Below are 17,520 nucleotides of genomic sequence, written 5' to 3'. Positions count from 1 at the left end.
GGTGAGCAAGCGTCTGTCCGCCGCCGTCAGCCCGCGCCCGGTTCCGCCCCGGCGTATCGGCGTGCTCGGCGGAACCTTCGACCCGGTGCACATCGGCCATTTGCGCAGTGCCCTGGAGGTCGCGGAGTTGATGGGGCTCGATGAGTTGCGCCTGACCCCCAGTGCCCGGCCACCGCATCGCGATACGCCGCAAGTCTCGGCCATCGACCGCTTGGCGATGGTCGATTGTGCGGTGGCCGGCGTGAGCCCGCTGGTGGTGGACGACCGCGAGCTGCAACGGGACAAGCCGTCCTATACGATCGACACCCTGGAACTGATGCGCGCCGAGTTGGCCGCGCAAGACCAGTTATTCTTGTTGTTGGGCTGGGACGCATTTTGCGGCCTGCCCACCTGGCACCGCTGGGAGGAGTTGCTCCAGCATTGCCATATCCTGGTGCTGCAACGCCCGGATGCCGACAGCGAGCCGCCGGATGCCTTGCGCAACCTGCTGGCCGCACGGTCGGTCAGCGACCCGAAGGCCCTGCCGGGGCCTGGCGGGCATATTACATTCGTCTGGCAGACACCCCTGGCGGTGTCGGCCACCCAGATCCGTCAACTGCTGGCCAGCGGTAAGTCGGTACGTTACCTGGTGCCTGACGCGGTCCTGGCCTATATCGATGCGCACGGGCTGTACCGTGCGTCGAACTGAAGGTGTGTTTCGCCGCCGCAGGTTGCGCGAAGAAACCGCCAAACATACGAGCTGAATGAGTTTTATATGACGAACAAAGAAGTGTTGAGTGGCGCGGACGTAGTCGAACTGACCAAGGCCGCCCTGGAAGACGTCAAGGCCCAGGATATCCAGGTCATCGACGTGCGCGACAAGAACAGCATCACCGACTACATGGTGATCGCCACCGGTACCTCCAACCGCCAGATCAACGCGATGCTGGACAAGGTCCGCGAGAACGTCAAGGCCAAGGGCCTGCGTCCGCTGGGCGAAGAAGGCAAGGGCGACAGCGACTGGGTACTGCTGGACCTGGACCTGGTCATCGTGCACATGATGACCGCCTCCGCGCGCCAGTTCTACGACCTGGAACGCCTGTGGGCCGGTGCCGAGCAAAGCCGTTCGGCCAGCGCCGCGCACCACAGCCCGGAAAACCCCCATGAGCACTTCACCAAGCTCAACAAAGACCAGGAATAAGGTGGCGTTGTGCGACTGCGCTTGATCGCCGTCGGTTCGCGCATGCCCAAGTGGGTGGAAGAGGGTTGGCACGAGTATGCCAAGCGTCTGCCATCCGAACTGGCGCTGGAACTGGTGGAAATTCCGCTCAACACCCGGGGCAAGAACGCCGACGTGACGCGTTTTATCCGTCAGGAAGGCGAGGCCATGCTGGCCAAGGTCGGCCCGAACGAACGGATCGTCACGCTGGAGGTCCACGGCAAGCCGTGGAGCACCGAGCAGTTGGCAGTCGAGCTGGATCGCTGGCGGCTGGATTCGCGCACGGTCAACTTCATGGTCGGCGGCCCCGAGGGGCTGGCGCCGGAGGTCTGTGCGCGGGCCGACCAGCGCTGGTCGCTGTCGCCGCTGACCTTGCCGCACCCGTTGGTGCGGATCCTGATCGGTGAACAGCTGTATCGCGCCTGGACCGTGCTGTCCGGGCATCCTTACCATAAATAAGCCTGCCGAATGACCCAGCCGATTCGCCTCAAGGACCACGAGAAAGACGCCCGTCTGGTGCGTAACCGTGTCGTGGTCGGCGCAATCGTGGTGGTGGCGCTGATCGGCGTGCTGATCGCCCGGCTGTATTTCCTCCAGGTAATCCAGTACGACTATCACTCGACCAAGTCGGAAAGCAACCGCGTCCATGTGCAGTCGATCCCGCCGAGCCGTGGCTTGATCTACGACCGCAACGGTCTCGTGGTGGCGGACAACCGACCCAGTTTCAGCCTGAGCGTGACCCGTGAGCGCGCCGATAACTGGCGCCAGGTTCTGGATGTGTTGGTCGAGGTCCTGCAGCTTACCCCGGAAGATCGTGTGCTTTTCGAGAAGCGCGTGCGCCAGGGGCGGCGGCCGTTCGAGCCGGTACCGATCCTGTTCGAGTTGACCGAGGAGCAGATCGCCCGGGTTGCGGTGAACCAGTTCCGCCTGCCGGGGGTCGAGGTGGTCGCGCAGTTGGTTCGGCACTATCCCCAGGGCGCGCACTTCGCGCACTCGGTGGGCTACATGGGGCGGATCAACGAGAAAGAACTCAAAGACCTGGACCCGGTGAACTACAGCGGCACCCACCATATCGGCAAGACCGGTATCGAGCGTTTCTACGAGCCCGAACTGCACGGCCAGGTCGGTTACGAGGAAGTCGAGACCAACGCCCGTGGACGTATCCTGCGGGTGCTCAAGCGCACCGACCCGGTGCCGGGCAAGGACATCGTCCTGAGCCTGGACATCAAGCTGCAGGAGGCCGCCGAAGCGGCGCTCGGCGGGCGGCGTGGCGCGGTGGTGGCATTGGACCCGGCCACCGGCGAGGTGCTGGCGATGGTCAGCCAGCCGAGTTTCGATCCGAACCTGTTCGTCACCGGGATCGGCTTCAAGGACTACGCCGAGTTGCGCGACTCCATCGACCGGCCGCTGTTCAACCGCGTCCTGCGCGGGCTTTATCCACCGGGCTCGACCATCAAGCCGGCGGTGGCGATTGCCGGGCTCGACAGCGGCGTGGTCAACGCTTCGACGCGGGTTTTCGACCCCGGTTACTACGAGCTGCCCAACTACGATCACAAATACCGCAACTGGAACCGCACCGGCGACGGCTGGGTCGACCTGGACACGGCGATCATGCGTTCCAACGACACCTACTTCTATGACCTGGCGCACAAGCTGGGCATCGACCGGCTGTCCAGCTACATGAACAAGTTCGGCCTGGGCCAGAAGGTCTCCCTGGACATGTTCGAAGAGTCGCCGGGGCTGATGCCTTCGCGTGAATGGAAGCGCGCCACCCGACGCCAGGCCTGGTTCCCGGGCGAAACCCTGATCCTCGGGATCGGCCAGGGCTACATGCAGGCCACGCCCCTGCAACTGGCCCAGGCCACGGCCCTGGTGGCGAACAAGGGGGTCTGGAATCGCCCGCACCTGGCCAAGACCATCCAGGGCCAGAAGCCGGTGGATAACAATCCGATGTCCGATATCGTCTTGCGCGACCCGTCCTCCTGGGACAAGGTCAATCACGGCATGCAACAGGTGATGCACGGTGCCCGCGGTACCGCCCGCAAGGCGTCCATCGGTGCGCAGTACCTGATTGCCGGCAAGAGTGGTACGGCCCAGGTCGTGGCGATCAAGCAGGGCGAGAAGTACGACCGCTCCAAGGTCCAGGAGCGTCATCGCGACCACGCCCTGTTCGTCGGCTTCGCGCCGGCCAACAACCCGAAAATCGTGGTGGCGGTGATGGTCGAGAACGGCGAGTCCGGTTCCGGCGTGGCCGCGCCGGTGGTTCGCCAGGTGATGGACGCCTGGTTGCTCGGCCCGGACGGCAAGCTCAAACCCGAATATGCTGGAACCACCACCGCGGAGGCTACGCCTTGATCGCCAATTTCGATCGTATTCTCTCCAGCGAGGATGTGATGCGCCGCCGGGCCACCTTGTTGCAGCGCATGCACATCGACGGCCCGCTGCTGATCCTGCTGCTGACCCTGGCGGCCGGCAGCCTGTTCGTCCTGTATTCGGCCAGTGGCAAGAGCTGGGACCTGCTGATCAAGCAGGCCACCTCCTTCGGCATCGGCCTGGTGTCGATGTTCGTGATCGCCCAGCTCGAGCCGCGGTTCATGGCCCGTTGGGTGCCGCTGGCCTATGTGCTGGGGGTGATGCTGCTGGTGGCGACGGACGTCATGGGCCACAACGCCATGGGCGCCACGCGCTGGATCAACATTCCCGGGGTGATCCGCTTCCAGCCGTCGGAATTCATGAAGATCCTGATGCCGGCGACCATCGCCTGGTACCTGTCCAAGCGCACCCTGCCGCCGCAGCTCAAGCACGTGGCCATCAGCCTGATGCTGATCGGCGTGCCGTTTATCCTCATCGTGCGCCAGCCCGACCTCGGCACCTCGCTGCTGGTGCTGGCCGGCGGCGCGTTCGTGCTGTTCATGGGCGGCCTGCGCTGGCGCTGGATCCTCAGTGTGCTGGCGGCGACGGTGCCGGTGGCGGTGGGCATGTGGTTCTTCATCATGCACGACTACCAGAAACAGCGGATCCTGACCTTCCTCGACCCGGAAAGCGATCCGCTGGGCACCGGCTGGAACATCATCCAGTCCAAGGCCGCCATCGGTTCCGGCGGCGTGTTCGGCAAGGGCTGGCTGCTGGGCACCCAGTCGCACCTGGACTTCCTGCCGGAAAGCCACACCGACTTCATCATCGCGGTCATGGGCGAAGAGTTCGGCCTGGTGGGCATCTGCGCCTTGCTGCTGCTCTACCTGCTGCTGATCGGTCGCGGGCTGGTCATCACCGCCCAGGCCCAGACGCTGTTCGGCAAGCTGCTGGCCGGCAGCCTGACCATGACGTTTTTCGTCTATGTTTTCGTCAACATCGGCATGGTCAGTGGGCTGTTGCCGGTGGTAGGGGTGCCGTTGCCCTTCATTAGCTACGGCGGAACTTCGCTGGTGACGCTGCTGTCAGCGTTTGGGGTGTTGATGTCGATCCATACCCACCGCAAGTGGATCGCACAGGTTTGAGCAAGGTGAACAATTCAATGCAAGTATTGCGCGGTTGGGCGGCCCGGTGTGCGCCATGGATAGGCCTGGTCGGCTGTCTGGGGGCGGTGCAGGGGGTACTGGCCGGAGACTACGAAGGTTCGCCGCAAGTGGCCGAGTTCGTCGCTGAAATGACCCGCGACTATGGCTTTGCCGGTGAGCAACTGATGGAGGTGTTCCGTCAGGTCGAGCGCAAGCAGAGCATTCTCGACGCGATTTCCCGCCCGGCGGAACGGGTCAAGCCGTGGAAGGAATATCGCCCGATGTTCATCACCGACGCGCGGATCGCCCGTGGCGTCGACTTCTGGCGCCAGCATGAGGCGGCCCTGGCCCGCGCCGAGCAGGAATACGGCGTGCCGGCCCAGGTGATTGTCGCGATCATCGGTGTGGAAACCTTTTTCGGCCGTAACACCGGCAATTACCGGGTGATCGACGCCTTGTCGACCCTGGGCTTCGACTATCCGCCGCGCGCTGAGTTCTTCCGCAAGGAGTTGCGTGAATTCCTCCTGCTGGCCCGCGAAGAACAGCTCGACCCGCTCACCCTCAAGGGTTCCTATGCCGGGGCCATGGGCATGCCGCAGTTCATGCCGAGCAGCTTCCGCGCCTATGCGGTGGATTTCGACGGCACCGGCCACATCAATATCTGGACCAACGCCGACGACGCCATCGGCAGTGTCGCCAGCTACTTCAAGCGCCACGGCTGGGTGGCCGGGGAGCCGGTGGTCAGCCGCGCCGACGTGCGTGGCGACCAGGTCGACCAGGGCCTGAGCCCGGCTCTCGAGCCGGTCAAGACCGTTGGGGAGTTGCGGGCGCTGGGCTGGTCGAGTCATGATGCGCTGCGCGATGATATGCCGGTGACGGCATTTCGCCTGGACGGCGACAATGGCCCGGAATATTGGATGGGCCTGAAGAATTTTTATGCGATCACGCGCTATAACCGCAGCGTAATGTACGCCATGGCCGTGCATCAGCTGTCTGACCTGTTGGTCCAAGCACGGGGCGTCAAGTAATGCAGGCTTTGCCGATTTCAAAACCACTGAAGCTGTTGGCTTACACCGCGCTGGCGGTGTTGGTGGTCAGTTGCTCGACCAGCCGCTCGCCGTACCAGGCGTCCTCCAATACCATCCGCGCCAAGCCGGGCCTGGACATCAACCGGGCCCACAAGGACGGCGCGCCGTGGTGGGACGTCGACGTGTCGCGCATCCCGGATGCCACGCCGACCCTGCACACCGGGCCGTACAAGGCCAACCCCTACACGGTGCTGGGCAAGACCTATTTCCCCCTGACCGATTCCAAGCGCTATGTGGCCCAGGGCACGGCGTCCTGGTACGGCACCAAGTTCCATGGCCAGAACACCGCCAATGGCGAAGTCTATGACCTGTACGGCATGAGTGCCGCGCACAAGACCCTGCCGCTGCCCAGCTATGTGCGGGTGACCAACCTGGACAACAACCGCAGCGTGATCCTGCGGGTCAATGACCGCGGACCGTTCTATTCGGACCGGATCATCGACCTGTCCTATGCCGCCGCCAAGAAGCTCGGCTATGCCGAGATCGGCACGGCGCGAGTCAAGGTCGAGGGTATCGACCCGCAGGAATGGTGGGCCCAGCGCGGCCGCCCGGCGCCGCTGATGCTCAACGAGCCGCCAGTGGCTCAGCCCCAGACTCCGGCCCTGACCGCGTCCACCGGGACGATCGAGCAGTGGACCCCGCCACCGCAGCAACACGCCAGCGACGTCGTGCCCGTACAGGCTGACGCAAAAAAAAACGGCTCTGCATCAGCCTCTGGCCAGTATCTCCAGGTGGGCGCGTTCGCCAACCCGGACGCTGCCGAACTGCTGAGATCGAAGCTAAGCTCGATGGTGAACGCGCCGGTCTTCGTCAGCCCGATCGTGCGCAACCAGCAGACCCTGCATCGGGTCCGGATGGGACCGATCGGCACGCCGGGTGAGGTGCAGCAGGTGCAGAACAGCGTGCGTCTGGCCAATCTCGGATCAGCGAGTCTGGTGACGTCGGAGTAACACAGGCACAATTGTGGATTGGGCCGCTTTTCTGGGGCCGGGTCCTGGGTTGTTGGTTCGTTTGATAATAAAAGCCTGGAAAGGGTGGTGGAGCGAGCAACCTGACACGGGGCAGTTGGAAAACTGTCTGATTTATTTTTGCCCGCGAGGGCAAGTTTCCATTAGCGATTTCGAGAGACGGATGAACATCACCACCTTTGCCAAACGTTTGTGCCTGCTTGTACCCCTGATCGTTGCGCCTGCCGCCTGGGCAGCGGATGACATGGCCCTGCCGGCTTCGCCGCAACTGGCCGCGAAAGCCTATGTGCTCATGGATGCCGCCAGCGGCAACGTGCTGGTCGAGAACAACGGCGACCAGCGCCTGCCCCCGGCCAGCCTGACCAAGCTGATGACCGCCTATATCGCCACCCTGGAGATCCGTCGCGGGCAGATCGGCGAGAACGATCCGGTGACCGTCAGCGAAAACGCCTGGCGCACCGGCGGTTCGCGGATGTTCATCAAGGTCGGCTCGCAGGTGACCGTCAGCGACCTGCTGCACGGCATCATCATCCAGTCCGGCAACGACGCCAGCGTGGCGCTGTCCGAGCACATCGCCGGCAGCGAAGACGCGTTCGCGGACATGATGAACAAGACGGCCGCCGATCTGGGCATGAGCAACAGCCACTTCATGAACCCGACCGGTCTGCCGAACCCCGAGCACTACTCGTCGCCGCATGACATGGCGGTGCTGGCCCGCGCGATCATCCGCGTCGACCCGGTGCACTACGCAATCTACTCGCAGAAAGAGTTCTTCTGGAACGGCATCAAGCAGCCTAACCGCAACCTGCTGCTGTGGCGCGACAAGACCGTCGACGGCCTGAAGACCGGCCACACCGAAGAAGCCGGCTACTGCATGGTGTCCTCGGCGGTACGTGACGGCCAGCGCCTGATCGCCGTGGTGTTCGGTACCAACAGTGAATCGGCTCGCGCCTCTGAAACCCAGAAGCTGCTGACCTACGGTTTCCGCTTCTTCGAAACCCAGACCTTCTACCAGAAGGGCACGGAACTGGCCCAGGCGCCGGTCTGGAAAGGCACCACCCACCAGGTCAAGGCCGGCCTGGCCGAAGACCTGACCATGACCATGCCTAAAGGCCAGCTCAAGAAGCTGGCGGCCAGCATGACCCTGAACCCGAAACTGGTCGCACCGATCGCCAAGGGTGACGTGATCGGTAAAGTCGAAGTCAAACTGGATGACAAAGTGGTGCACAGCGCTGATCTGATCGCACTGGACGCGGTCGAGGAAGGTGGTATCTTCCGTCGCCTGTGGGACAGCATCCGTATGTTCTTCTACGGCATGTTCAACTGAGGCAGGTTCAACAGATAGTGTCGATTTGCGTGCCCCTGGCCGGTATCCCGGTGCCAGGGGCATGTCCGTCGCCACGGCTCAAGAGGCCGTTACCGTCATGACAGACACTGAAGTAAAAGCACCGAAAATCGAATTCCCCGTGACCGACTACCCGGTCAAGGTGATCAGCGACACGGGTGTGGGCAACAAGGACAAGATCGTCGAGATCGTCAAGAAACACGCCACGATCAACGATAACCGGGTGGACGAGCGCCAGAGCACCAACGGCAAGTACACCACCATCCAGTTGCATATCCTCGCCACCGGCCAGGACCAGCTGTACGACATCAACAGCGAGTTGCGGGCCACCGGTTTCGTACACATGGTGCTGTGATGGGCGGCGTGCTGGGCTTTCGCGAGCTCGGCCAGACCCCTTACGAGCCGGTCTGGCATGCCATGCAACGTTTTACCGATGGGCGCAAGCACGCTGACCTGCCGGATGAAATCTGGCTGGTGCAGCATCCGTCGGTGTTCACCCAGGGCCAGGCCGGCAAGGCCGAGCACCTGCTGCTGCCGGGCGATATTCCGGTGGTTCAGGTCGATCGCGGCGGCCAGGTGACTTATCATGGCCCCGGCCAACTGGTGGCCTATCTGTTGCTGGACGTTCGTCGCCTGGGTTTTGGCGTACGCGAACTGGTCAGCCGGATGGAGCGTTGCCTGATCGACCTGCTGGCCAGCTACGGCGTGAACGCCGAGGCCAAGGCCGACGCCCCCGGCGTGTATGTCGATGGCGCGAAGATCGCCTCCCTGGGCCTGCGGATTCGCAACGGCTGTTCGTTCCATGGCCTGGCGTTGAATGTCGACATGGACCTCGGGCCGTTTCGACGGATTAACCCCTGCGGTTATGCGGGGCTGGCAATGACCCAGCTGCGTGACCACACAGGACCGATTGAATTTGCCGAGGTAAGTGCCCGGCTGCGTGCGCAGCTCGTCAAACACCTCGACTATGCTGAGCAGACGACCCTCACGGGCGGAATCGATTGATATGACTACTGCGCAAGACGCTGTGCAAACCCTGACCCCGACGCCGGACGTTTCCGAGCGCCCGGCCCGTGCGAAAGTCGAAACCGGCGTCAAGCTGCGTGGCGCCGAGAAAGTCGCACGGATCCCGGTGAAGATCATTCCGACCACCGAATTGCCGAAGAAGCCCGACTGGATTCGCGTACGCATCCCGGTTTCGCCGGAAGTTGACCGTATCAAGCAATTGCTGCGCAAGCACAAGCTGCACAGCGTCTGCGAAGAGGCCTCCTGCCCGAACCTGGGCGAGTGCTTCAGCGGCGGTACCGCGACCTTCATGATCATGGGCGATATCTGCACCCGCCGTTGCCCGTTCTGCGACGTCGGCCACGGCCGGCCGAAGGCACTGGATGCCGATGAACCGGTGAACCTGGCGGTGGCCATTGCCGACCTGCGTCTCAAATACGTGGTTATCACTTCCGTGGACCGCGACGACCTGCGTGACGGCGGTGCCCAGCACTTCGCCGACTGCATCCGCGAGATCCGCAAGCTGTCGCCGAACGTGCAGCTCGAGACCCTGGTCCCGGACTACCGTGGCCGCATGGACATCGCCCTGGAAATCACCGCCGCCGAGCCGCCGGATGTGTTCAACCACAACCTGGAAACCGTGCCTCGCCTGTACAAGGCCGCGCGTCCGGGTTCCGACTACCAGTGGTCGCTGACCCTGCTGCAGCGCTTCAAGCAGATGATGCCGCACATTCCGACCAAGTCCGGCCTGATGCTGGGCCTGGGCGAAACCGACGACGAAGTCATCGAAGTCATGCAGCGCATGCGCGAGCACGACATCGACATGCTGACCCTCGGCCAGTACCTGCAACCGTCTCGCAACCACTTGCCGGTGCAGCGTTTCGTGCACCCGGACACCTTCGCCTGGTTCGCCGAGGAAGGTTACAAGATGGGCTTCAAGAACGTGGCTTCCGGGCCGCTGGTGCGTTCGTCCTACCATGCCGACGAACAGGCCAAGCTGGTCAAGGCTGAACTGATCGGAGCGTAACCCTTGAACCGTCGTCGACCCGTGCAGGTTTCCTATCCGGTCCAGAGCGCGGTGTCGGCGCTGCGCAAGGGCGGGGTGATCGGTCTGATCGCCCCGGCCGGCCCCGCGCCCCTTGACCCGCTCAAGGCGCAGCAGTGGGTGCAGGATCGCGGTTATGAGCTGCGGATATTTCCGGGCGTCTCGCAACGGGACGGTTACCTGGCCGGCAGCGATGCCGTGCGCCTGCGGGACCTGCACGACGCCTTTGCCGATCCTGAAATCGATGTGATTCTCTGCCTGCGCGGCGGCTACGGTTGCCCGCGCCTGTTGGACGACATCGATTTTGAACTGCTCAAAAAACATCCAAAGCCTTTGGTCGGTTACAGCGATATCACGGCGTTGCATCTGGCGATTGCCCGTTATGCGGGGTTCATGACCTTTCACGGGCCGCTGTTCAATGCGGATCTGCTGGGGGACAAGCTGCCCCCGACCGAATCCTCGTTGTTCAACCTGCTGAGCGGTCGGGTACGGGCCGGCAGTGTGTTCGAGCATCCCGCGGCATTTCCCTTGAGCACTGTCATTCCTGGCGCGGCTTCGGGGCGCCTGCAAGGCGGCAACCTGTCGTTGATCTGCGCCACTCTGGGCACGCCCTATGAAATCGACACCCAGGGCGTGATCCTGCTGATCGAGGACGTCAACGAGCCGCTGTACCGCGTCGATCGGTTGCTGACGCATCTGCGCCTGGCGGGCAAGCTGGAAGGCCTGAGCGGGGTGTTGGTGGGGGATTTCGCCGGAGTCGACCCGGACGCGCTGACGCGCTTGCTCAAGCAGGAGCTGGGGCCCTTGGGGATTCCGGTGCTGGCGGGTTGGCGCAGCGGGCATTGCGACCCGAATCTGACGCTGCCGCTGGGCGCGCAGGTGCGGCTGGATGCCGGTGCCCGGCAGCTGACGTTGGAGCAGGATGTGGTGCGCGCCGAATAACCTGGCTTATCCCACAATCTTGCGACAGATCACATTCCTTTGTAGGAGCTGGCTTGTCGGGACGCCGCACCGCAGCGATGAGGCCCGGAAGTCTTGCATCGACTGTTCGGGCGCCATCGCCAGCAAGCTGGCTCCTACAAAGGGCACAGGGTCGCTTCTAGCGGCTACGCAAGCTCTCCAGCAGCTTGTGATTCGGATAGCCATCCGCCGGCCAGCCCAACGCCTGCTGGGCCCCGCGAATCGCCTTGCGGGTATTGGCGCCGATAATCCCGTCGGGATTGCCGGCGTCATAGCCCTTGGCGCTGAGCTGCGCCTGCAACTCGATCCGCTCGGAGCGGCTCAACGGCAAATCATCCTTCGGCCATTCGCCACGAATCAAGCCGGCGCCATTGAAACGCTGGGACAACAAGCCAACCGCCAGCCCATAGGACGACGAGTTGTTGTACTTGAGGATGGCGCGGAAGTTGTCCAGCACCAGGAACGCCGGTCCGCGATAGCCCGCCGGTAGCAGCAGGGCGGCGGACAGTGGCGCCGAGCCAGTTGGCAGCGCGGCCCCCGCCGGTAGACGAATACCCATTTGCAGCCACTCGCTCACCGACTTGCGGATCGTGCCGTCGGCCTGGGCGTAGTCGAAGGCCTGCGGCAACACCACTTCCAGCCCCCAAGGTTGTCCGCGCTGCCAGCCGGAGCTTTGCAGGTAGTTGGCGGTCGAGGCCAGGGCATCGGCCGAGTTGCTCCAGATGTCGCGGCGGCCGCTGCCATCGAAGTCCACCGCGTAGGTGTTGTAGGTGGTGGGGATGAACTGGGTCTGGCCCATGGCGCCGGCCCAGGAGCCGAGCATCTGCTCGGGCTGGATATCGCCATGCTGGATAATCTGCAGCGCCGCCAGCAACTGGTCCTTGGCGAACGCCGGGCGACGGCCTTCATAGGCCAGGGTCGCCAGCGAGCGGATCACCGACTTGTCGCCCTGGAACTGGCCGAAATTGCTTTCCATGCCCCACACCGCCACCAGTGCCTCGCGGTCGACGCCATAGCGTTGTTCGATGCTCGAGAGCAGGGCGCTGTTCTGCGCCAGCAGGGCCTGGCCCTTGCGCACGCGCACGGCGGACAGGGCACCGTCGAGGTATTCCCAGACCGGGCGGGTGAACTCCGGTTGGCTGCGGTCGGCCTTGATCACGCTCATGTCGAGGGTGATGCCGGCAAAGGCGGCATCGAATACGGCGGGCGTGATGCCGGCTCTCAGGGCTTCGATACGGAACGCCGAGATCCACTCACTGAAGCTTTGCGTCGGCTGGATCGTCAGGTCGTCGTTGACCTGCGGCAGGGCAGGGATCGGGGCTGCGGGGAGGGTTTGCAGTGGCTCGGCGTCGGCGGCGGTTGGTTTTTCCGCGCAGGCGACTAGCAGGATGAAGCTGGTGGCGGCGAACAGTCGGCGTAACGGTCGACGAAGGGTAAGGCAAAAGGGCATGCGCAGGTCCGGATAATGCGAATCAGGTGCTGACCTTACCATGCTTGAGGGGGTGCAGTCGTGAGGGCGCTTTCAGGCCGTCAGAAAGTAAGAAGCCTCCCAGCTTTTAGACTGGAAGGCTTCGCGGCGGTAGCTGCCTTTGCCCTTCGCCGGTTGTTCCTGACGGCTGCGGAACAGTGGCTGGGCGATGATGGATTTGGCTTTGTTGGGCCGATGCCGGGACGGCTTGCTCATGGGCGTGCACTCTTGGGTGGGTGTGGAAGAGTGTGAATCATCGGGCAGATGTAGCGGCCTGTCCAGTGGGGGCATTTGGCGATCATGGGACGCTCGGGCTGGGCTGAAACGCGAACTTGTGGGAGCCGGCTTGCTGGCGATGGCGTCCGCATGGGCACTGCAAGGCTCAAGGGCCTCATCGCTGGCAAGCCAGCTCCTACAAGGGGCGTGTAGTCTTCAAAGGGGGTTATTCCGCTGGCAGCGCCAGGCGCTGGCCGCACATCAGCAAACTCAAGCGGCTCAGGCTGCTCCACGGCGAGCCCGCCGCCTGGCCCTTGATCTGTGCGTCGATACGTTGTGCGTCCAGCAGCAACTGGCTCCAGCGTTGCGCCGTGTGCCGTTGCAGGGCCTTGCTCATCAGCGGCTTGCGCTTGTCCCAGACCGGTGGCTTGGCCTGGCTGAAGGCCTTGTCCAGTGGCACGCCCTGGCTGTATTGCAACGACAGGTTGGCCAACAGCCGCAGTTCCCGGGCCAGGGCCCAGAGAATCACCGGCGGCTCGACACCTTCGCCGCGCAGCCCTTCGAGCATCCGCAGGGCATGCGCCGCCTCGCCATTGAGCACCGCATCGACCAGGCCGAAGACGTCGAAGCGGGCACTGTCGGCCACGGCGGCCTGCACCGTTTCCACGGTGATCTGCCCACCCTCGGCCATCAACTTGAGCTTTTCGATTTCCTGGGCGGCCGCCAGCAGGTTGCCTTCGACCCGCGCGGCAATCAGTTCCACCGCGTCCTGCTGGGCAGAGAGGCCGGCCTGGGACAGGCGCTGGCGAATCCACTGCGGCAACTGGGCCGCGTCCACCGGCCAGATCTGGATGAACTGGGTGTCCTGGCCTTCGACCAGGGCCTTGCCCCACTTGGTCTTCTGCGCGCTGCCGTCGAGCTTGGGCAGGCTGATCAGCAGCAGGGTGTCTTCGGCCGGGCGCGAGCAGTATTCGATCAGTGCCGCGGCGCCCTTGTCCCCGGGCTTGCCCGAAGGCAGGCGCAGTTCCAGCAGACGTTTTTCGGCGAACAGCGACATGCTGGCGCCGGCTTGCAGCAGCGTGCCCCAGTCGAAGTTGGCGTCGGCGCTGAATACCTGGCGTTCGTCGAAACCTTGTTGGCGAGCGGCGCCACGGATGGCGTCGGCCGCTTCCTGGCACAGCAGTGGATCATCGCCACTGATGACGTAGACAGGCGCAAGGCCACCTTGCAGGTGCTTGGCGAGTTGGGCGGGGGCGAGTTTCATAGGCGGGCCAATGCGGGGCGCCCAGGGCGCCCCGTCATGCTTACTGCTGCGGCAGTTGCAGCGGCGACTGCTGCGGCTTCGACGCTTCGTACTTGCGCGCGGCTTCCAGGGCTTCGGCATCGGCCTTGGCCTTGGCGTCGGCGGTCTGTTGCAGGGCATCCAGTTGCGCCGGTGTCAGCAATTGCAGGCGCAGGACCATCTGCTGGATCAGGTCGCGGCGCATTTCCTTGCGCAGCTGGGTCGCTTCGGTATCGCCGGCGGTGATGTTGTTGCCGTCGTGCACGTAGTACTTCTGCACCTGCAGCTTGCCGGTCAGCAGTTGCCGGTCGTGGTCGCCGCGGATTTCATAGTACAGCGCGGTATTGAGCTCGTATTCGGCGTTACGGCCGGAGCCCGAGTAGGTCGCGTCGCGCTGGGTATCCTGTTCATCGGTCAGGACCAGCTTGTAAGGTGCGCCGTTGTAGACCTTGACACCGCTGTTCTCCAGGACCTGGGTCAACTGCTTGACCGTGTCGCCGTAGGCGTTACGCGCGCTGACCGACAGTTCCTTGATGGTCAGTTCGTTGGTGCCGGTGCCGCGCAGATGGAAGCCGCAGGCGCTCAGCAGCACGGCGAGGCCCATTACCAGCAGATTGCGTTTGATCATCTTGTTGCTCCCCTTGAAACCCTGTGGGTCGACGGTGCGACCGCGGAAGTCGTGCAAGGCGCCCCTGGAGGCGCCCGATCGCCATTTAGCTGGCGACGATATTGACCAGTTTGCCGGGCACGACGATCACTTTGCGAATCGTCAGGCCATCGGTGAAACGCAGCACGTTTTCGTTGACCCGCGCCGCCGCTTCGATCTCTTCACGGCTGGCGCTGGCCGGCATGTCGATCTGGCCGCGCAGCTTGCCGTTGACCTGGATCACCAGTTGCAGGCTGTCCTGGACCAGTGCGCTGTCATCCAGCACCGGCCAGCCGGCGTCGATGATGGCGCCAGGGTGACCGAGGCGGTGCCACAGCTCGTGGCTGATGTGCGGGGTGATCGGGGCCAGCAGCAGGGCCACGGTTTCCAGGCCTTCCTGGACCAGGGCGCGATCCTGTTCGGTGCCTTGAGGGGCTTTTTCCAGCACGTTCATCAGCGTCATCACCTGGGCGATGGCGGTGTTGAACTTGTGATGCTGGCCGACATCCTGGCTGGCTTGCTTGATCGCCAGGTGGATCGAGCGGCGAATGGCTTTCTGCTCGTCGTTCAGCGTCGCCAGCTCAAGCTGGCCCGGCAGACCCTGGGTCACGTGGGCCTGGGCCAGGCGCCAGACGCGCTTGAGGAAGCGGTGCGAACCTTCGACACCGGAGTCGGACCACTCCAGGCTCATGTCGGGCGGCGAGGCGAACATCATGAACAGACGGCAGGTGTCGGCACCGTACTGCTCGATCATCGACTGCGGATCGACGCCGTTGTTCTTCGACTTGGCCATCTTCTCGGTGCCGCCGATTTCCACCGGCAGGCCATCGCTGATCAGCTTGGCGCCAATGATCTTGGCCTTGCTGTCGCGCTCGAGCTCGACGTCCGCCGGGTTGTACCAGGTGTAGCCGCCGTTGGCTTCGCGACGGTAGTAGGTCTCGGCGACCACCATGCCCTGGGTCAACAGGTTCTTGAACGGCTCGTTGGAGCTGACCAGGCCTTCGTCGCGCATCAGCTTGTGGAAGAAGCGCGCGTAGAGCAGGTGCAGGATCGCGTGTTCGATACCGCCGATGTACTGGTCCACCGGCAGCCAGTGGTCGGCGGCTTTCGGGTCGACCAGGCCACCCTCGTAGTGCGGCGAGGCGTAGCGGGCATAGTACCAGGACGATTCGACGAAGGTGTCCATGGTGTCGGTTTCACGCTTGGCAGGCGCGCCGCATTTCGGGCAGCTGCATTCGTAGAACTCGGGCATGCGCGCCAGCGGCGAACCGGCGCCGTCCGGCACCACGTCTTCCGGCAGCACGACCGGCAACTGGTCTTGCGGCACCGGAACGTCGCCGCAAGTGTTGCAGTGGATGATCGGGATCGGGCAGCCCCAGTAGCGCTGACGGCTGATGCCCCAGTCGCGCAGGCGGAACTGGGTGCGCGAGGCACCGAGGTTTTTCTTGATCAGCGCGGCTTCGATGGCATCGAACGCGCCGGCGAAGTCCAGACCGTCGAACTCGCCGGAGTTGATCAGGCTGCCGTATTCGCCGTAGGCGTCTTGCCACGGTGCCGGGTTGGTATCGCCCGAGCTGGTGCGCACCACCGATTTGACCGGCAGGTTGTATTTGTGGGCGAACTCGAAATCACGTTCGTCGTGGGCCGGTACGGCCATGACCGCGCCGTCGCCGTAGTGCATCAGCACGTAGTTGGCGACCCACACCGGCAGTTGCTCGCCGGTCAGCGGGTGTTCGACGAACAGGCCGGTTGGCAGGCCTTTCTTCTCCTGGGTGGCGACGTCGGCTTCGGCGACGCTGCCGCCCTTGCATTCGGCGATGAAGGCCTGCAGCTCGGGGTTGTTGCGCGCAGCCAGGGTCGCCAGGTGGTGCTCGGCAGCCACGGCGACGTAGGTCGCGCCCATCAGGGTGTCCGGACGGGTGGTGAAGACTTTCAGGCTGCCGGCTTCGCCGATGGAGTCGACGTGGTACGGGAACTGCACTTCCATGCCACGGGACTTGCCGATCCAGTTGCGCTGCATGGTCTTGACCTGCTCGGGCCAGCCCGGCAGTTCGTCGAGGCTTTCCAGCAGCTCATCGGCGTAGGCGGTGATCTTGAAGTAGTACATCGGGATTTCGCGCTTTTCGATCAGCGCGCCGGAACGCCAGCCACGGCCGTCGATCACTTGCTCGTTGGCCAGTACGGTCTGGTCCACCGGGTCCCAGTTCACGGTGCCGTTCTTGCGGTAGATCACGCCCTTTTCGAACAGGCGGGTGAACAGCCATTGTTCCCAGCGGTAGTAGTCCGGCTTGCAGGTGGTCACTTCGCGGGACCAGTCCACCGCCAGGCCCAGGCTGCGCAGCTGGCTCTTCATGTAGGCGATGTTTTCGTAGGTCCACTTGGCCGGCGCGACATTGTTCTTCATCGCGGCGTTTTCCGCCGGCATGCCGAAGGCGTCCCAACCCATGGGTTGCAGGACGTTCTTGCCTTGCATGCGCTGATAACGCGCGATCACGTCACCGATGGTGTAGTTGCGCACGTGCCCCATGTGTAGCTTGCCGCTGGGGTAAGGGAACATCGACAGGCAGTAGTAGGTCTCCTTGCCTGGCTGTTCACTGACTTCAAAGGACTTTTGCGCGTCCCAGAACGATTGGGCGGCGTTTTCGATTTCACGGGGCTGGTAGTGTTCGTGCATGGCTACTTGTACTGGAAAGGGTGGCCTAATCCTCTTCAATGCATCCGTAAGGCGGTGCTGGAAGTGGAGTTACAGGAAGCGCCGTAGCATACATGACGCCGCTCTATCGAGGGAAACCCTGATTGCGC

The 17,520-nt window shown here is 63.6% G+C and carries 17 protein-coding genes; 12 read left to right on the top strand and 5 right to left on the bottom strand.

What is annotated here, in order from left to right:
• Window positions 1-13 precede the first annotated feature (13 nt).
• From nadD to UCMB321_RS24025, 12 genes are all read left to right on the top strand, one after another.
• The gene (gene nadD / locus UCMB321_RS24080; protein ID WP_209437205.1) at window positions 14-688 is read left to right on the top strand and encodes a nicotinate-nucleotide adenylyltransferase; all 675 of its coding nucleotides are present in this window, start codon (window positions 14-16) and stop codon (window positions 686-688) included.
• A gap of 66 nt (window positions 689-754) precedes the next feature.
• Complete coding sequence (gene rsfS, locus UCMB321_RS24075; RefSeq protein ID WP_040071183.1) at window positions 755-1,180, top strand: ribosome silencing factor; 426 nt, start codon at window positions 755-757, stop codon at window positions 1,178-1,180.
• A gap of 9 nt (window positions 1,181-1,189) precedes the next feature.
• Window positions 1,190-1,657, top strand: coding sequence for a 23S rRNA (pseudouridine(1915)-N(3))-methyltransferase RlmH (gene rlmH / locus UCMB321_RS24070; RefSeq protein WP_040071182.1), 468 nt, complete (start codon window positions 1,190-1,192; stop codon window positions 1,655-1,657).
• Window positions 1,658-1,666: 9 nt separating this feature from the next.
• Window positions 1,667-3,553 (top strand): penicillin-binding protein 2, encoded by a 1,887-nt coding sequence (gene mrdA / locus UCMB321_RS24065; RefSeq protein ID WP_040071181.1) that lies wholly within the window; start codon window positions 1,667-1,669, stop codon window positions 3,551-3,553.
• A gap of 38 nt (window positions 3,554-3,591) precedes the next feature.
• Window positions 3,592-4,695, top strand: a complete 1,104-nt coding sequence (rodA, locus tag UCMB321_RS24060; RefSeq protein ID WP_052451353.1) for a rod shape-determining protein RodA — start codon at window positions 3,592-3,594, stop codon at window positions 4,693-4,695.
• A gap of 17 nt (window positions 4,696-4,712) precedes the next feature.
• A complete protein-coding gene (mltB, locus tag UCMB321_RS24055) occupies window positions 4,713-5,723 on the top strand; it encodes a lytic murein transglycosylase B (protein ID WP_040071179.1) in 1,011 nt (336 codons plus the stop codon).
• Entirely contained in the window at window positions 5,723-6,733 is a 1,011-nt protein-coding gene (locus UCMB321_RS24050; protein ID WP_040071178.1) for a septal ring lytic transglycosylase RlpA family protein, read from the top strand. The genes mltB and UCMB321_RS24050 overlap by 1 nt, the downstream gene beginning before the upstream one ends.
• Before the next feature lie 181 nt (window positions 6,734-6,914).
• Complete coding sequence (locus UCMB321_RS24045; protein ID WP_040071177.1) at window positions 6,915-8,078, top strand: D-alanyl-D-alanine carboxypeptidase family protein; 1,164 nt, start codon at window positions 6,915-6,917, stop codon at window positions 8,076-8,078.
• 97 nt (window positions 8,079-8,175) lie between these two features.
• The gene (locus tag UCMB321_RS24040) at window positions 8,176-8,451 is read left to right on the top strand and encodes a DUF493 domain-containing protein (protein WP_040071176.1); all 276 of its coding nucleotides are present in this window, start codon (window positions 8,176-8,178) and stop codon (window positions 8,449-8,451) included.
• Window positions 8,451-9,101 (top strand): lipoyl(octanoyl) transferase LipB, encoded by a 651-nt coding sequence (gene lipB, locus UCMB321_RS24035; protein ID WP_040071175.1) that lies wholly within the window; start codon window positions 8,451-8,453, stop codon window positions 9,099-9,101. Before UCMB321_RS24040 ends, lipB begins: the two co-directional genes overlap by 1 nt.
• A 1-nt stretch (window position 9,102) precedes the next feature.
• Entirely contained in the window at window positions 9,103-10,128 is a 1,026-nt protein-coding gene (lipA, locus tag UCMB321_RS24030; RefSeq protein WP_040071174.1) for a lipoyl synthase, read from the top strand.
• Between the two features lie 3 nt (window positions 10,129-10,131).
• Window positions 10,132-11,088: a S66 peptidase family protein gene (locus tag UCMB321_RS24025; RefSeq protein ID WP_040071173.1), complete on the top strand. Its 957-nt coding sequence runs from the start codon at window positions 10,132-10,134 to the stop codon at window positions 11,086-11,088.
• A gap of 157 nt (window positions 11,089-11,245) precedes the next feature.
• Here the strand turns inward: UCMB321_RS24025 and UCMB321_RS24020 are convergent, their stop codons facing one another.
• The 5 genes from UCMB321_RS24020 to leuS form a co-directional block, all read right to left on the bottom strand.
• Window positions 11,246-12,556, bottom strand: coding sequence for a lytic murein transglycosylase (locus UCMB321_RS24020; protein WP_040071172.1), 1,311 nt, complete (start codon window positions 12,554-12,556; stop codon window positions 11,246-11,248).
• 72 nt (window positions 12,557-12,628) lie between these two features.
• Window positions 12,629-12,790 (bottom strand): alternative ribosome rescue factor ArfA, encoded by a 162-nt coding sequence (gene arfA, locus UCMB321_RS24015; protein ID WP_040071171.1) that lies wholly within the window; start codon window positions 12,788-12,790, stop codon window positions 12,629-12,631.
• Window positions 12,791-13,016: 226 nt separating this feature from the next.
• A complete protein-coding gene (gene holA / locus UCMB321_RS24010; RefSeq protein ID WP_040071170.1) occupies window positions 13,017-14,054 on the bottom strand; it encodes a DNA polymerase III subunit delta in 1,038 nt (345 codons plus the stop codon).
• Between the two features lie 40 nt (window positions 14,055-14,094).
• Entirely contained in the window at window positions 14,095-14,700 is a 606-nt protein-coding gene (locus UCMB321_RS24005) for an LPS-assembly lipoprotein LptE (RefSeq protein WP_040071221.1), read from the bottom strand.
• An 85-nt stretch (window positions 14,701-14,785) separates the two neighbouring features.
• The gene (leuS, locus tag UCMB321_RS24000; protein ID WP_040071169.1) at window positions 14,786-17,392 is read right to left on the bottom strand and encodes a leucine--tRNA ligase; all 2,607 of its coding nucleotides are present in this window, start codon (window positions 17,390-17,392) and stop codon (window positions 14,786-14,788) included.
• Window positions 17,393-17,520 lie beyond the last annotated feature (128 nt).

The organism is Pseudomonas batumici (assembly GCF_000820515.1).
Lineage (GTDB): Bacteria > Pseudomonadota > Gammaproteobacteria > Pseudomonadales > Pseudomonadaceae > Aquipseudomonas > Aquipseudomonas batumici.
The sequence above is the reverse complement of the archived record's forward strand: the minus strand, read 5'-3'. Positions and strand labels throughout refer to the sequence as shown.